The organism is Methanolinea mesophila (assembly GCF_017873855.1).
GTDB lineage: Archaea > Halobacteriota > Methanomicrobia > Methanomicrobiales > Methanospirillaceae > Methanolinea_B > Methanolinea_B mesophila.
This window is the reverse complement of sequence record NZ_JAGGKR010000001.1, coordinates 1,054,340-1,068,758: the sequence shown is the minus strand read 5'-3', so window position 1 is coordinate 1,068,758 and position 14,419 is coordinate 1,054,340. Positions and strand designations below refer to the sequence as shown.

Genomic DNA, 14,419 nt, shown 5'->3' with positions numbered 1-14,419 from the left:
ATCGTGGAGGGCGGCCTAAAATTCATTGATTAATGAAGACCCCCTTCCACATCATGCTCATCCCCACCCTGGGGTGTCCTTCCCGGTGCCATTACTGCTGGAGCAGTGAGGAAGGCTCCCCGGTCATGAGCATCGACACGGTGAAGGAGGTGGTGGAGTGGCTCAAGGATTTCCGTAACGAGCCTGTCACCATCACGTTCCATGGCGGCGAGCCGCTCCTCGCGGGTCCGGAGTTCTACCGGGAGGCACTCCCCCTCCTCTCCAACGGACTTGCCCACATGAAGCCCTCGTTCGCCATGCAGACCAACCTCTGGAGAATGACCCCCGAGCTCGCCCGTATCCTCGCGGAGTATCATGTCCCCCTCGGTTCAAGTATCGACGGGCCCGAGGAGATCAACGATGTGCAGAGGGGAGACGGGTATTTCGAGAAGACGATGAAGGGATACCGGGTGGCCACCAAGAACGGTCTCGAGGTCCGGTTCATCTGCACCTTCACCTCGTACTCGGTGCAGTACAGGCGGGAGATATTCCGGTTTTTCATGGAGAACGGGTTCGTCCTCAAGCTCCACCCTGCCCTGCCGTCGCTCCGCGACGATAACCCCCGCAGATGGGCCCTCGCGCCGGAAGCGTACGGGGACCTCCTCGTGTACCTGCTTGAGGAGGCCCTCGAACACCTGGACGAGATCGAGGTGATGAATATCAACGACCTGGTTCGGTGTGTCATCACCCGGAGAGGGAACGTGTGCACCTTTGCCGACTGCATGGGGAACACCTTCGCCATCGGGCCGGACGGCAGCATCTATCCCTGTTACCGGTTCGTGGGGATGCCCGAATGGGTGATGGGCAATGTCCGGGACCGCCCCACCGCGGATGAGCTGGCCGACTCCCCTCCGGGCAGGCTGATGCGCGAATATTCCGATTATGTCGATAGGGAGTGCGGGGCCTGCCCGCACATCAGGTATTGTCGTGGCGGGTGTCCTTACAACGCCATAGCCCCCACCGAAGGATTGATCAGTGGGGTCGACCCCCACTGCGTTGCGTACAAAAGGATCTTCGGCGAGATCAGCGACCGGCTCAATAAAGAGATGTTCGATTCGAACCCGCTCGAGGCCGGACCGTTCGGCATCAAACCGCGGAAGGACGTTCCCCCCGGGATCATGGCACTGATGCGGAAGATTGCGATGGGGAAGTGAACAATGCTGCGAGAAACGGATGGGCTCGGCCGGATTCGAACCGGCGACCTCCGCCGTGTAAGGGCGACGTCATAACCGACTAGACCACGGGCCCACGCTGCCTGATAATGTCGCCCCTGTGGGTATTAATATTGTTGATTCCGGGCAGGAAGCCGGGCATGTCCGCCCGCGGGCTTTGGCTCAATCTTTTTTAAAATAAGCGTTTATCTCCGCCCGGGGGTGGGAGAGCCCCCTGACCCGGAGCTCCCATTTCCGGGTCTCCACCCTGACAGGGTCGAGCGACGAAAAGAGTTCTCTCACCTCATCTTCGGTGAAATAGTGGGTTATGGTCCCGTCATTTCTCCGGAAGGTGTGCGGCTCAATTTCGGGTCCCTTTCCTTCCCGCATGTCTCCCCGGGCAAATCCTGCGAAATACAGCTCTCCTTCCGGCGTGAGGACCCTCGACGCTTCGCGGGCCACGGCCTCTCTTCCCCGTTTTGTGACATGCCCTGCGACGTGGAGCATCAGCACGAGGGAGAATATTCCGTCCCGGAACGGGAGGCACCTTGCATCGGCAGCGACGAAACGCACCGATCTAAAAGTTGATCTTGCCCTACAGAGCCGGAGTGCCTCGCGCGAGAAATCAGCCCCGACTATTTCCACAGGGTTTCCGTTTGAGACCATCGTGACAGGGATCTGATCTCCTTTTAACAGCGGTGACCTGGGTAGTTCTCCGGCCGGGGCCCGAAGTTCTCTGTCCTGGCCTAATTCGGGATATTCACTGGGGGGAGCGGTAGTTGAGACGGGGGTATCTGCCTGTGAAATGGCAGGGGCAGCGACCAGGAACGAAAGGGTTTTTCCGTCACCGCAGCCCAGTTCCAGAATCCGGCCTTCTGCCGGGAGTTCCGGGACGAGTCCCGGGCTCCCCCCCCAGACCCTTCCCCTGGTACGGTATCCGGTATCCCAGGCGTCGCGGAACGGGGGCATAGTTACGTTCTGGAAAATAGGAATAAAAAAGGTATTAGATCAGACCGAAGGACTTGAGGGTCACTTCGGGGTTCACCGCGCCGACGTGGTATACCTTGCCCTCGGTAAGCTCGTTGATCACCACTTCCGCGGGCGAGAAGAGCGAGGTATCGATCTGGTAGAAGTCGAAGTTCGCTTCCTTGAAGATATCATAAAACGGCTTTCCATAACCCTTCGACTTGTTGCTCGGGATCCTGTCCAGGTAGTCCTTGATCTCGGGGGCCTTCATGGTGAGCATGATCCGGCCGTGGTAGATCGTGGCGTCGTTGGTCGTGCCCATCGCCCGGGTTGCGTCCTTCTTTACCGGTGGCACGGGGGCGGTCCCGAACCCGGCGGTGATCTTCTTGGTATCGAACCCGAGCTCGTTCAGCTTGTAGATGGCGGTCTCCACGCACCTTCCTGCCACCTGGATCGAACCTACGAGTGATGCCGTGGGGGCCACCACCGCACAGACGTTGGCCACATCGACCCCTGCCTCTTCCGCGATCTTTGCCATTACCTCCTGGTTGGGGAGATGGTCGCTCTCCAGCGCGATCACCGCGGAGTCGAAGTCGTCTTCGTACTCGATGACTTCATAGGTGTGCTTGGGCTTGAGCGAGAGCGCCCTTGCCGGGCCGCTTCCCATCGCGAAGTAGTTGTTATGCTTTACCGTCCATCCTGCCTTCTGGGCTCCGAGACACGAGATCGCCGGGAAGTCGGTGAAGACGTCGATAAAGGTCATAGGATAGTCGCCGATGTGGCCCATCCGGAAATTGACCTCACCAAGGCCGCCCATGCAGATCTCGGTAAATGCTCTCCCCGCGGCATATCCACCTTTTACGCTCACGCCGCAGTCAACAATCCGGGCTCCGTTGTCCAGCTCGTGGTAGGCAGCATTGAATTCCTCGGCATATTCTGCCAGGTTTTCGAAAATTTCGAGTGCAAGTTCGTTTACGCTGAGCACATGAAATACCCCCTTTACCAATACAACATGGTAGCGGAATACATATTTTTTGTCAAACGAATGTAAATAAATAACTTAAGAAAGGTATTCGAGTATCTTTGCCGGCTCGTACCGGAGACTGATTACCCGGGTCCTTCCCTTTCCTTCCCGGTATTCAAGGTCTATCAGGCGCATCGCGTCCAGTTTTTTTACCATTTCGTAAAACCTGGTGTATCCTACGCCGATCCGATCCTTGATAGTACGGAATACCTCTCCCGCGTTCATCTCCCCTTCGCGGGCCGCGAGCTCGGCGAGTGCCCGAAGAAGCGCTTTCTCCTCGTCTTTTAAGCTGCGCACCGAGAAGCCCAGGTGAAGGTAGCGGGAGACATCGTACGCCTTACAGATGTCTTCCTTCTCGATGTTCCTCCGCGCCTGCTTCTCCGCGTTAAGCGCCGCCCGCTTCAGGAGGTCGATCCCCACCCGGAGGTCCCCGCTCTTCTGGGTCTGGGTTACCACCAGGGAGAACATCTCCTCTGAGAGGCACCCGGGGTAGAGCCCCTGGAGCACCCGTTCGTGCAGGATATCCCGTACTTCATCCTCCCCGTAGGGAGGGAAGTAGATCTCTGTGGGGCGGAAGACCGAGGACACCCTGGCGTCCACCGTCGCGGTGAGGTCGACGTCGAGGTCGCTGATGATCACGATCACCCCGATCCTGGTGCCGGGATAGGCCTCGTGGGAGCGGAGCAGGGTGTAGAGCACCCGGTTGATCTCATTCTCGTAGAAAAGGTAGTTAGCATCGTCGAGCGCCACCAGGAGCACCGTCTCCTCTTTCTGGAGCATCCGTGCCACGGCATCGAAGACCTGTTTGAACGAAGTCCCGGATGAAGGGGGGAGATGCCCGGAGAGCTTGCGGTAGATCTGGGAGAATATGGCGAACTTGGTGTTGTCGATCTGGCAGTTGATCAATACAGGCACCAGCTTCTTGGTGGTCTCTTCGATCTCCTCGAAGAGTTTCCTGACGCTGGTGGTCTTCCCGGTCCCGGGGAGCCCCCGGCATATCGTGTTCAGGGGGCGCCCTCCACGGAGTCCGGGGCGTATCTGGAAGGCCAGTTCCCGCATCTGGACCTCCCTGAAGTTGAACTGTTCCGGGACGTAATCGATCTCGAATACCTCCGGGTCCCGGAACAGGGTCTCGTCCCACATCAGCAGGTTCTTTTTCATCCTTGTTCTGCTCCCTTATACTAAATCCAGGCCGATCTTTTTCGTATCATGTTTTCTTCATGCACTTCCTGCAGAGGGTACGGCTGGTGAAGAGCTGGCTCATCTTCTGCTCCGCCGGCGTAACCCCGACCCCGCATTCCTCACAGGTCACTCCGGCGGACTCACTCGCCGCGGAGACCTTCGCGGGTGCCGTCAGGGAAGGCTTCTCCTCAGCCGGACCCTTCGTCAGGGCCGCAGACTCTTTCGCCGGCACCTTTTCCGGCACAGGGCCGGCTTCCATTACCTCTTGGACGATCTCTTTCGGGAGTGCACACACTCCGATCTGGCATTCCACCGGTTCGTCGACGGCGGGCCCTTCCCGGAAGAATACCCGCTCCCGGTAGCTGTCCACCCGTTTCGCGGTCTCGGGATCCCCCCTGCCCAGCGTTCCCAGGATGCGGTCCAGGTAGGCGACCAGATCCTTCGCATCCTCCTCGCTCGCCACCTCGCCGGAGACCTCCAGCCTCAGGTTCTCGTAGTGCTCAAGGTTAACCGTGACGCCTACGGTGAGATTTTTGCGAGTTCCCATACCAGTCATATCATCACTCCGTCTGATATGATTTGTGCAGTGTACCGGGGGGCTCCATCCGGCAGACCTTTATCACCCCGGGACGACCACTTGATTCGGGCCGGGAGGCAGATGATGAGAGTTACCCCCACTGATCCCGGTGATGAAGCACGGGCCTGATGCCTCCAGGTTACTTTGCGCCGAATACGAGGGGGAGGAACTCTGCAGCGGATCTTACTCCGTAACTTCCTTTTGCCGCTTCTTTCTCGGAAAAACTGCTGGTATTGTCCTTTTCCCTTCCCCGAATGGCAAAGGGGACCGGGTCGCGGGTATGGGTCCGGACCCTGATGGGGGTGGGATGATCGGGAAGCACTGCCACAACCCCGTAGAACTCCTCGAGGATGGTGCCGATCATTTCGTCAACCCGCTCGATTGCCTCTATCTTCTCGGCAATGCCCCCCATATGCCCTGCCTCGTCGGGGGCCTCGACGTGGACATACATGAAGTCCAGCCGCTTCAGGGCGGCGAGTGCGTAGCGCGCCTTGGCCTGGTAGTCGGTGTCCAGGTATCCGGTAGCCCCGGGAACGGAGACCACCTCCATCTTCGCCGCTTTCGCGATGCCGTTCAGCAGGTCGACCGCGGAGATCATCCCTCCCGATCGGCCGTACTTTTCCCGGAACGGTGTCAGAGCCGGTTTCTTTCCTCCGCTCCAGGGCCAGATCTGCGTGGCGGGCAGTTTTCCGGCGGCGATCCTGGCCTGGTTGACCGGGTGCCCGGAAAAAACTCTCCTGCTCTCCTCCATCACCGCGGCAAGAAGTTTCGCGTCCCCGCCTGCGGGGAGGTGGGGGGCGATCTCCTGGCCGACGATATCGTGGGGGGGCACGGTGACCGCGCCTTCCCCGCCGGGAACCACCAGCAGGTTCCTGTAACTTATGCCTGCGTGGACCCTGGCCCGGGGAAGCCGGGGAGAGAGGTCGTGGAGCAGCGCTGCACCCTCTGCGGAACTGATGTGCCCCGCGTTGAAGTCCGCCATCACCCCGTCCCGGATTGTCACCAGGTTCGCCCGATAGGCCACGTCCTGCTCGCGGAGGTCGATACCCATGGAGAGGGCCTCAAGCGGCCCCCTCCCGGTATAGCAGGCCGCGGGATCGTATCCAAGGATGGAGAGGTTGGCGATGTCGCTCCCCGCCTCGAACCCGTCGGGGACGGTCTTTAACAGGCCCGATGCCCCTTCCCGGGCAATGCGGTCCATGGCGGGAGTCCTGGCGTACTCGAGGGGGGTTTTTCCCCCGAGCTCAGGCAGCGGTTCATCTGCCATTCCGTCTCCGAGTATCACGATATACTTCATGGTGAGCCACCGAATGCGTTGAGCACCCCGATAAGGGGCAGCGTGGTGATCAGGGCGGCGACCGTGGCTCCCGCGACTATGGCCGGAAATGCCTGCCGGAAGCGGATCCCGAAGACGAACGCCGCCGCGCAACCGCTCCATGTCCCGGTGACGGGGATGGGTGCGGCCACAAAGAGGAAGAGGGCGGTTGCCCCCCACTTCCTGATCTGGTGATCATGTCTGCGTGTCCGGGCAAAAAGCCAGTCGAAGAACCGCTTCATGATCGACGAGTGGGCGCACAGCCATGCCGATACCGGATCGAGGAGCAGCAGCAGCGGAATCACGGGGAGCAGGTTCCCGAGCATTCCCAGCAGGAATGCAGTCGCGGGAGGAAACCCGTAGAGGATAGCCAGAGGGATGGCGTACCGGGCTTCAAAGAAGGGCAGCGCGCCGAGAATTATCACTACCAGCGCCGCACCGGGGTCCATCCTGTCACTCCAGCATGGCCCGCACCGCAGACCGCACGCTCTCGGCCGATCCGATCTCGGGCTTCCACCCGAGAGTGCGCATTCTGTCGACCGCGAGCTGCATCCTGGGCACGTCTCCCACCCAGCCCCGTTCTCCGCCGGTGAACCGGTACTTCACGCCGGTAAGTCCCATCTCCCCGACCACGATGTCCGCGATCCGGCGCACGTCAACCCAGTCCTCGGACCCGATATTGAACACGTTATACTGCGACGGCGCGTTGTCGACCGCATAGAGCATTGCGCGGACGCACTCCGAGACCTCGAGGTACGACTTCGACTGCCGGCCGTCTCCCAGGATCTCCAGGACCTCAGGGTCCTCCCGCAGTTTTCGGATGAAATCGGTGATCACACCATGGCCGCTCCGCGCCCCGATGATGTTTGCGAACCGGTAAACCCAGGCCTTCATCCCGAACGAATGGCAATAGGACGATATCAGTGCCTCGCACGCAAGCTTGCTCGCCCCGTAGACGGAAACGGGCTCGAGCGGGGTATAGTCCTCCGGTGTGGGGATCACCGCGGCCTCCCCGTACACGGTTGATGTGGAGGTGAACGCGATCTCCCCCACACGATGCACCCGCATCGCCTCGAGCACACGGTAGGTCCCCATGATATTGTTCCTTATTTGAGAGTCGGGGGCGATCGCCGACTGGCGGACGTCCGGGTCCGCGGCAAGATGGAACACGCGGGTCGCACCTGCGAGGGACCGCTGCCAGCCGTCCCCGAGGAGGTCGGCTTCCACGAGGGTGACCAGCCCCTCGTCCAGGTGTTTCCCAAGGTTGTCCCGCGACCCTGCCGCCAGGGAATCGATGACCACCACCCGCTCGCCCCGCCCGACCAGGGCGTCGACCAGGTGGGATCCTATGAATCCCGCTCCACCGGTGACGACGGAAAAGATCATATCCTAAATATCTCCGGCGCACTACCTTTAACTGCTATGTTCATCGGCATAGACCACGGGACCACCTCGATGCGGTTCTCCTCCCCCGCAGGGGAGTTCAAGATCTCCCGGGAGGATGCGCGGTTTTTCTCCATTCGGGACCTCGAGCGGATCAGCCCTCTGGAAGAGATCGAGGGGATAGGCCTCTCCTACTCCATGGGCGACAACTTCTCCGCCATTACCGCGATCGACCACCTGGTCGACCGGGGGCTGGTGAGCCGGGATGGCGCGGGGAAGCATATCGGGGGCGGGACCCGGGTCTTTGACCAGGTGAGAGAGAGCGGGATCCCTGCCGTGGTCATACCCGGCCTTCACCGGGGTTCTCCCACCGATCCCCGTTTCAAGGCCTATTCCCACCAGGCCAGCCCGGAGAAGGTGGGAATCGCCTACGAGGTCTGCCATGACCTCGGCAGGGACGTGGTGGTATCGGACGCGAGCTCCAATACGGTCACCCTCCTGGTCGCGGACTGGAAGATCGTAGGGGCTATCGATGCCTGCATCTTCGCGCCCGGCACGGTCCACGGGGCAATCGACGTGGACGGGATCAGGAAGATCGATGCCGGCGAGATGACCGCGAACGAGGCGTTTCTCCATGCAGGGGTGAATTTTTCGCTTCCCGAAGAGGAACGGGTACCGGCACTGGCCATGTTCGCCGCAATGGAATGTGCCGCGATGCGGGTTTTGTGCCCATGCGCGAAGGTCGCCCTGGCCGGTTCGCTCGCCCCTCTGATCGGAGACCGGGTCCGGGACCATCTCCGCACGGAGGTGGCGGTATACGATGAATGGTGTGCGTCACGTGGAATTGCCAGGATAACCCGGGACATCTTCTCCGGGAAGGATGAGATCCTCGGCCTGGACGTCAAAATGTAAATTTATATTATTAATCATGTAAGATTATTCTGGGATTATTTTGAGAGAGTTACGTATCCACGGCAGGGGCGGGCAGGGGTCGGTCACCGCTGCCGAACTGATCGCGGTCGCCGCTTTTGAGGGCGGGGTGTTTTCGCAGGCATTTCCTGCATTCGGCGTCGAAAGACGCGGCGCTCCGGTCCAGGCGTTCGTGAGGTTCGACACCAGCAAAATTCGCCTGCGGAGCCAGGTGTACGAGCCGGATTACATCATAGTACAGGACAGCACCCTGATCCGGGACGTGAACGTGTTCCAGGGGGTAAAGCCCGGAGGCATCGTGATAATCAATACCGAGAAGGAACAGGAATATTCGATCCCCGCAGGGGTGAAGGTTATCACCATCGATGCAACAGGCATCGCGCTCCAGGAGCTTGGGGTCCCCATTACGAACACTACCCTCATGGGGGCGTTCTCTGCGGCAACTGGAGAGATCAAGATGGACTCGCTTGAAAACGCGCTTCGGCGGAGATTCACCGGCGATATGGCCGAAAAGAACATCAAAGCGGCCCGGAAGGCGTACCAGCTCATCGGGGGTGCGTCCTAGATGGCGCTCGGTGTCGGGTGCACCGCCCGCCCTGGCAGGGCGAAGGATAACAAGACCGGGTCGTGGCGGGTTTTCAAGCCTAAATTCGATTCCGAAAAGTGCAGCAAATGCGGGATGTGCATCACCATCTGTCCGGAGGGGTGCATCAGGGAAGAGGACGAGCTCCCCGTCCCCGACTACGACTATTGCAAGGGATGCGGGCTCTGTGCCGAGGAATGCCCCTCCGGTGCGGTCGAGATGCAAAAGGAGGAGAAGTAGATGATGGAGATCATGGAAGGGTCGCACGCCGTGGCCCACGCGGTGAAGCAGTGCCGGCCGCAGGTGATCGCGGCATATCCGATTACCCCCCAGACCCATATCGTGGAGGCTTTGGCGGACATGGTAGCGGACTGCCACCTCGACGCCGAATACGTCACCGTGGAGAGCGAGTTTTCCGCACTTTCCGCGTGCCTCGGTGCGAGTGCCGCAGGATCGAGAGTATACTCGGCCACCACTTCCCAGGGTCTCGCCCTGATGTTCGAGGTCTGCTACAACGTTGCCGGGATGCGGCTGCCCATCGTGATGACCATCGTGAACCGTTCACTCGGGGCACCACTCTCCATATGGAACGACCAGCAGGACTCGATATCCCTGCGGGACTCCGGGTGGCTTCAGTACTACGCCCAGGACAACCAGGAGGCTACGGACCTCCACTATATCGCCTACAAGGTGGCGGAGGACCACGATATCCTTCTCCCGGCATTCGTCTGCCTGGACGGGTTCATCCTCTCCCACACTTACGAACCGGTGGAAATGCTCACCCAGGAGCAGGTCGACTCGTTCCTGCCGGCGTTCTCGCCCTACCAGAGGCTGGACGCGGACGACCCCATCAGTTTCGGGATGTACGCAACCCCGGAGTATTACATGGAGTTCCGGTACGAGATCGACCGGGCGATGCAACGGTCGAAGAAGGCGTTCTCCGCAGCAGGAAAGGAATTCGCAGACCTCTTCGGGAGGGATTACAGTGCACCGGTGGAAGGATACCGGCTTGACGATGCAGATACTGCGCTGGTGGCTATGGGGTCCATCTGCGGCACCGCCAAGGATGCCATCGATGAGATGCGGAGTTCGGGAAGGAAGGTCGGTCTCCTGAACGTGAGGACTTTCCGCCCGTTCCCCGGTCCCGAAATCGCAAAAGCTCTTTCCGGGGTTTCCCGGGTTGCGGTGCTCGACAAGAACATCTCGCTCGGAGCCAAGGGAGCGATGGGCATCGAGGTGAAGGATGCGCTGTACGGTTCCGGGATACCTGTCCTGGACTATATTATCGCCCTTGGCGGAAGGGACGTGAGAAAGAAAGATATCGCGGCGGTTGTAGATATGGCGGAGAAGAACCAGGGAGACCTCTTCTACGGGCTCCGGAAGGAGGTGCTGTAATGGCGGGCTCGGGTTGTGACCTCTTCGAGTTCGGCCACCGGGCCTGCGGGGGCTGCGGTGCGGCGCTCGCCGCCCGGCTGATACTCGATGCGGCAGGGAAGGACACTATCGTCTGCTCGTCCACCGGGTGCATGGAGGTGTTCTCCACTCCTTATCCGGAAACGGCGTGGAAGGTCCCCTGGATCCATTCGCTCTTCGAGAACAACTCCGCGGTGGCTTCGGGGGTCGAGGCATCGTTAAAGAAGCAGGGGAGGAAGGAGAAGGTGATCGCACTGGGAGGCGACGGTGCGACATTCGATATCGGGGTCCTCTGCATCAGCGGGGCGTTTGAGCGGGGTCATGATATCACCTACATCTGCTATGACAACGAGGCCTACATGAACACCGGGATCCAGCGGTCCGGAGCCACGCCGTACGACGCGAGCACCACCACGAGTCCTGCGGGGAAATGTTCCCTCGGTAACAAACGGCAGAAAAAGGACCTGCCGGCGATCCTCGCGGCCCACGGGGCTCCGTACGTGGCGACTGCGTCCATCGCTTATCCCGCGGACGTGAAAAAGAAGATCCAGAAAGCTCTGGAGACGAAAGGTCCCTGTTACGTGCAGATCCATGCCCCCTGCTGCACCGGGTGGGGCTTTGAGGGGGAGAAGACCATGGCCATCGGGAAGCTCGCGGTCGAGACCGGACTCTGGGTCAACTATGAGATGGAAGAGGGGAAGGTCACCCGGGCGAAGAAAGTGGTCCGAAAACCGGTCGAAGAGTATCTCAAAGAACAGAAGCGGTTCCGCCACCTGTTCAAACCAAAAAGAAACGATGAAGAGATCGGGAAGATCCAGGCAATCGCGGACCGGAACGCAGAACGTTACGGCATCGACCTGAAGATTAAGAAAGACTGAATATCTTTTTTCCTTGCCGGAAAGGAATTAAAAAAATCCCCCTCTGTTGAAATCCTCGATCTCATTCGTATGTGCTCATATTCTTAAGGGCTTATCCGGAGTTGTTGAAGAATACAAATCCATCACGTATGACGCTCCAGGGGCTGCGCCCCGCCGCTGCGGCGCCCCGACAGGATATTCCTGAACCGTCGGATGCAGGGGTCTTTTTTTATTAATTTCTTATCGGGGGATAGCAGCCACGGAAGTAATGCGGGAGATATCGCGTCGGGGGCTGCCACAGTGGCGGGGGCGAAGCCCCCAAGAACGTCACGTGGTAATGATGTTAAAAAAGCCAAAAATTCCTGCAAACGGCAGAAAATAATGAACGTTCGGATGAGCCCCGCGGATCTATTGCCGGCCGCTGCAAATCGCCGGATGCTTCTGTAGGGGTCCGGATATCCGATGGGCAAATACGATGCCAATCCCCGCTCCCGGTAAGGTTTGCAGTTTCCATAGTACGAGGGCGGGGGCGGGATGCTACCCGGATGTCGGTGCGAATGAATGAAGGACGCCTCCATGCCATCGGGACTCCGTCCTCACCCACGGCAGTACCTCCGGGAAGAACCATGACGGAAACGTTATCATGGATCTTCTATTCATAGTAATTATTGAACCGGGAACAGGAGCGGCCACATAGCTCCCGCCGCTCCTGACAGGCACCATAGGAACATCCGCGGATTCTTTTTCATGGTTAAAAACGCCAGGAAAATGCACCGACTTCCAGGCGTGCTGCGGCCGGGGGCATTTTCATGAAAGGGCACGACGAATCCCGTTGCCAGGGCCGGATCCTGGTGATGGATGACGAACCGGGTATCCGGGAGATCCTCAGGGATATTCTCATCCACCTCGGGTACCAGGTCGAGACGGCGGCAGACGGGGAGTCGGCATGCAGGCAGTACTCCGAGGCATTTTGCCGGGACGAGAGGTTCGATGCGGTGATCATCGATCTTACCATTAACGGGGGTATGGGCGGGGAGGAGGCTCTGCAGGAGCTGCAGAAGATCGACCCTTCGGTGAAGGCGATCGTCTCCAGCGGACACTCCGGAAACCCCGTGATGGCCGACCCCCGCTCTTACGGCTTTTCGGGAGTGATGCCGAAACCCTACAGAATAAAGGATATGGGCCAGCTGCTCGACGAGATCCTTTCTCACCGTTAGGGCCCTTTATTTCTGCTTTTCCGCCAGGTGAATGCAAACGGGAGGAGCAGCACGATGGCGATCAGGATCCAGAAATTGAGGAAAAAATACAGGAGTTCCTCCCTCTGGGGATCGTAAAACCTCATCTCGAAGGTCCGGGTCTCGTCCCACGTCACAAGGACGGTCCCATTGGTCCCGTTCACCGCCTCGCCCCCCGGGCTGATCATGCCGAGCAGCGGGTTCCGGACGTCGAGACCCGGTGGGAGGATCACCTCGACCTTATAGGGGGTTGCAAAGGAGCCCGTCATATGGCTCTCGGAGATGTCCCCCCGGTATGAGAGGGTGTAATTTCCTCTGGGAAAGGATATGGCGGACGTGCTGGTGGAGGTGTAGTTGCAGGGGTTGCACGGTCCTGAAAGTCGGATATCCCTGACCGTGACCGGGACCCGTTCCCCGAGCATCCCTGTGGTGTAGAACTCGAACCCGTTCGCGTCCTCGAGCTGTATCTCCGCCTGGAAGGCGGTCCCGTTCCCGATCACCGTGTAGGTGGCGACCTGCGCCTGTACCGGGATTACGATGAGGAGGACTGCAATGCAGAGACCAATGATGGCAGGTCTGCATTTATCTCCAGCGGGGGTTCGCACTGTCGTATCACCGTCTCCGGATCTTTCAGCAGGTGTCCGGTCACCACGCACACAATATATTCGTCCCGATCGATAGCGCCGCATTCCAGGAGTTTCTTCACTCCTGCGACCGATGCTGCGGACGCGGGCTCGACCCCGATCCCTTCTCTCCTCGCAAGTGCCTTCTGCATGGCGAGGATCTCCTCGTCGCTCACCACACCGGCGGTGCCACCGGTCTCCCGGATGGCAGTGAGTGCCTTCTCGGCGTTTACCGGGGCGCCGATGCGGATCGCGGTGGCCACGGTCTCGGGATGCAGCTCAGGGACCACCTCGGGGAGATCCTCGCAGATCGCCCTGTAGATCGGGGCGGAACCCGCCGCCTGGATCCCGGTCATCATCGGCAGCCTGTCGATAAGCCCGAGAGCCAGAAGCTCCTTTAATCCCTTATGCACTGCCGAGATATTGCCGGCATTGCCCACGGGGAGGACGATCCTGTCGGGCACCGCGCCCAGCTGGTCGATCGCTTCGAATCCTATGGTCTTCTGGCCCTCGAGCCTGAACGGGTTCACCGAGTTGAGCAGGTAGAGCCCATGGGTCAGGCAGAGCTCGTGAACCATCTCCAGGGCCTGGTCAAAGTTACCCCGGATCGAGATCACCCGGGCCCCGTGCATCAGGGCCTGTGCCACTTTTCCGAGGGCGACCTTACCCGCCGGGAGGAGCACCACCGCGGGGATCCCCGCCCGTGCGGCGTAAGCCGCCAGGCTTGCCGAGGTATTCCCAGTACTTGCGCAGGCAACGGTGGTCTTTCCAAGCTGGATGGCCATGCTCACTCCTACGGTCATTCCCCGGTCCTTGAACGATCCGGTGGGGTTCATTCCCTCGTGCTTGGCATAGAGGTGGGGAAGACCCAGCTCCTCCCCGATCCTTTTCAAGTGGTAGAGCGGGGTGCCGCCTTCCTGGAGGGTGACCGGGGGGATGTTCACCGGGAGCAGTTCACGATAACGCCATACCGAGAGGGGGCGGGAATCCCATACCGCCCTGTCCACCGATACCTTGTCGAGATCGTACTCTACCGCGAGCAGATGGCCGCACGCACTGCAGTTATAGAGGATCGCGTCCGGAGGGTACCTGGCGCCGCACTTCACACACACGAGGCGGTACATGGTGTACTTATTCGCCA

General features: G+C 59.9%; 16 protein-coding genes and 1 tRNA gene. 7 read left to right on the top strand and 10 right to left on the bottom strand.

Features of this window, described 5'->3' with window-relative positions; all coding sequences use genetic code 11:
* Nucleotides 1–32: 32 nt before the first annotated feature.
* Entirely contained in the window at nucleotides 33–1,193 is a 1,161-nt protein-coding gene (locus tag J2741_RS04900; RefSeq protein WP_209673897.1) for a TIGR04083 family peptide-modifying radical SAM enzyme, read from the top strand.
* 20 nt (nucleotides 1,194–1,213) lie between these two features.
* Here J2741_RS04900 and J2741_RS04895 read toward each other — a convergent pair.
* The 8 genes from J2741_RS04895 to J2741_RS04860 form a co-directional block, all read right to left on the bottom strand.
* A tRNA-Val gene (locus J2741_RS04895) sits at nucleotides 1,214–1,287 on the bottom strand.
* Nucleotides 1,288–1,373: 86 nt separating this feature from the next.
* On the bottom strand, nucleotides 1,374–2,159 hold the full coding sequence (locus tag J2741_RS04890) for a class I SAM-dependent methyltransferase (RefSeq protein ID WP_209673896.1): 786 nt from the start codon (nucleotides 2,157–2,159) through the stop codon (nucleotides 1,374–1,376).
* Nucleotides 2,160–2,193: 34 nt separating this feature from the next.
* Nucleotides 2,194–3,141 carry a methenyltetrahydromethanopterin cyclohydrolase gene (mch, locus tag J2741_RS04885; protein ID WP_209673895.1) on the bottom strand — a complete coding sequence of 316 codons (948 nt, stop codon included), beginning with the start codon at nucleotides 3,139–3,141 and terminating at the stop codon, nucleotides 2,194–2,196.
* Nucleotides 3,142–3,216: 75 nt separating this feature from the next.
* Nucleotides 3,217–4,341 (bottom strand): ORC1-type DNA replication protein, encoded by a 1,125-nt coding sequence (locus tag J2741_RS04880; protein WP_209673894.1) that lies wholly within the window; start codon nucleotides 4,339–4,341, stop codon nucleotides 3,217–3,219.
* Nucleotides 4,342–4,387: 46 nt separating this feature from the next.
* Entirely contained in the window at nucleotides 4,388–4,909 is a 522-nt protein-coding gene (locus J2741_RS04875; protein ID WP_209673893.1) for a hypothetical protein, read from the bottom strand.
* Nucleotides 4,910–5,078: 169 nt separating this feature from the next.
* Entirely contained in the window at nucleotides 5,079–6,236 is a 1,158-nt protein-coding gene (locus tag J2741_RS04870) for a cofactor-independent phosphoglycerate mutase (RefSeq protein WP_209673892.1), read from the bottom strand.
* Entirely contained in the window at nucleotides 6,233–6,703 is a 471-nt protein-coding gene (locus J2741_RS04865) for a COG2426 family protein (protein WP_209673891.1), read from the bottom strand. Before J2741_RS04865 ends, J2741_RS04870 begins: the two co-directional genes overlap by 4 nt.
* 4 nt (nucleotides 6,704–6,707) lie before the next feature.
* Nucleotides 6,708–7,640, bottom strand: a complete 933-nt coding sequence (locus J2741_RS04860) for an NAD-dependent epimerase/dehydratase family protein (protein ID WP_209673890.1) — start codon at nucleotides 7,638–7,640, stop codon at nucleotides 6,708–6,710.
* 36 nt (nucleotides 7,641–7,676) lie between these two features.
* Here J2741_RS04860 and J2741_RS04855 point away from each other — a divergent pair, with 36 nt between their 5' ends.
* The 6 genes from J2741_RS04855 (at nucleotide 7,677) to J2741_RS04830 (ending at nucleotide 12,637) form a co-directional block, all read left to right on the top strand.
* Nucleotides 7,677–8,549, top strand: coding sequence for a methanogenesis marker 12 protein (locus tag J2741_RS04855; RefSeq protein WP_209673889.1), 873 nt, complete (start codon nucleotides 7,677–7,679; stop codon nucleotides 8,547–8,549).
* Nucleotides 8,550–8,589: 40 nt separating this feature from the next.
* Nucleotides 8,590–9,132, top strand: coding sequence for a pyruvate ferredoxin oxidoreductase subunit gamma (locus J2741_RS04850; protein WP_209673888.1), 543 nt, complete (start codon nucleotides 8,590–8,592; stop codon nucleotides 9,130–9,132).
* Entirely contained in the window at nucleotides 9,133–9,390 is a 258-nt protein-coding gene (locus J2741_RS04845) for a 4Fe-4S binding protein (protein WP_209673887.1), read from the top strand.
* Nucleotides 9,391–10,545, top strand: coding sequence for a pyruvate ferredoxin oxidoreductase (porA, locus tag J2741_RS04840; protein WP_209673886.1), 1,155 nt, complete (start codon nucleotides 9,391–9,393; stop codon nucleotides 10,543–10,545).
* Nucleotides 10,545–11,441 (top strand): thiamine pyrophosphate-dependent enzyme, encoded by an 897-nt coding sequence (locus J2741_RS04835; RefSeq protein ID WP_209673885.1) that lies wholly within the window; start codon nucleotides 10,545–10,547, stop codon nucleotides 11,439–11,441. The genes porA and J2741_RS04835 overlap by 1 nt, the downstream gene beginning before the upstream one ends.
* A gap of 788 nt (nucleotides 11,442–12,229) precedes the next feature.
* Entirely contained in the window at nucleotides 12,230–12,637 is a 408-nt protein-coding gene (locus tag J2741_RS04830; protein ID WP_209673884.1) for a response regulator, read from the top strand.
* Here J2741_RS04830 and J2741_RS04825 read toward each other — a convergent pair.
* Complete coding sequence (locus tag J2741_RS04825) at nucleotides 12,634–13,260, bottom strand: DUF5803 family protein (RefSeq protein ID WP_209673883.1); 627 nt, start codon at nucleotides 13,258–13,260, stop codon at nucleotides 12,634–12,636. The two genes, J2741_RS04830 and J2741_RS04825, sit on opposite strands and share 4 nt — an antisense overlap.
* Nucleotides 13,188–14,402, bottom strand: a complete 1,215-nt coding sequence (gene thrC, locus J2741_RS04820; protein ID WP_209675520.1) for a threonine synthase — start codon at nucleotides 14,400–14,402, stop codon at nucleotides 13,188–13,190. Before thrC ends, J2741_RS04825 begins: the two co-directional genes overlap by 73 nt.
* Nucleotides 14,403–14,419 lie beyond the last annotated feature (17 nt).

What these genes read in the sequence shown, in the direction of transcription:
- J2741_RS04865 (WP_209673891.1), bottom strand. Translation starts at nt 6,703, where the DNA reads ATGGACCCCGGTGCGGCGCTGGTAGTGATAATTCTCGGCGCGCTGCCC.
- J2741_RS04835 (WP_209673885.1), top strand. Translation starts at nt 10,545, where the DNA reads ATGGCGGGCTCGGGTTGTGACCTCTTCGAGTTCGGCCACCGGGCCTGC.
- J2741_RS04870 (WP_209673892.1), bottom strand. Translation starts at nt 6,236, where the DNA reads ATGAAGTATATCGTGATACTCGGAGACGGAATGGCAGATGAACCGCTG.
- J2741_RS04900 (WP_209673897.1), top strand. Translation starts at nt 33, where the DNA reads ATGAAGACCCCCTTCCACATCATGCTCATCCCCACCCTGGGGTGTCCT.
- J2741_RS04860 (WP_209673890.1), bottom strand. Translation starts at nt 7,640, where the DNA reads ATGATCTTTTCCGTCGTCACCGGTGGAGCGGGATTCATAGGATCCCAC.
- J2741_RS04880 (WP_209673894.1), bottom strand. Translation starts at nt 4,341, where the DNA reads ATGAAAAAGAACCTGCTGATGTGGGACGAGACCCTGTTCCGGGACCCG.
- J2741_RS04830 (WP_209673884.1), top strand. Translation starts at nt 12,230, where the DNA reads ATGAAAGGGCACGACGAATCCCGTTGCCAGGGCCGGATCCTGGTGATG.
- thrC (WP_209675520.1), bottom strand. Translation starts at nt 14,402, where the DNA reads ATGTACCGCCTCGTGTGTGTGAAGTGCGGCGCCAGGTACCCTCCGGAC.
- J2741_RS04875 (WP_209673893.1), bottom strand. Translation starts at nt 4,909, where the DNA reads ATGGGAACTCGCAAAAATCTCACCGTAGGCGTCACGGTTAACCTTGAG.
- porA (WP_209673886.1), top strand. Translation starts at nt 9,391, where the DNA reads ATGATGGAGATCATGGAAGGGTCGCACGCCGTGGCCCACGCGGTGAAG.
- J2741_RS04845 (WP_209673887.1), top strand. Translation starts at nt 9,133, where the DNA reads ATGGCGCTCGGTGTCGGGTGCACCGCCCGCCCTGGCAGGGCGAAGGAT.
- J2741_RS04855 (WP_209673889.1), top strand. Translation starts at nt 7,677, where the DNA reads ATGTTCATCGGCATAGACCACGGGACCACCTCGATGCGGTTCTCCTCC.
- J2741_RS04890 (WP_209673896.1), bottom strand. Translation starts at nt 2,159, where the DNA reads ATGCCCCCGTTCCGCGACGCCTGGGATACCGGATACCGTACCAGGGGA.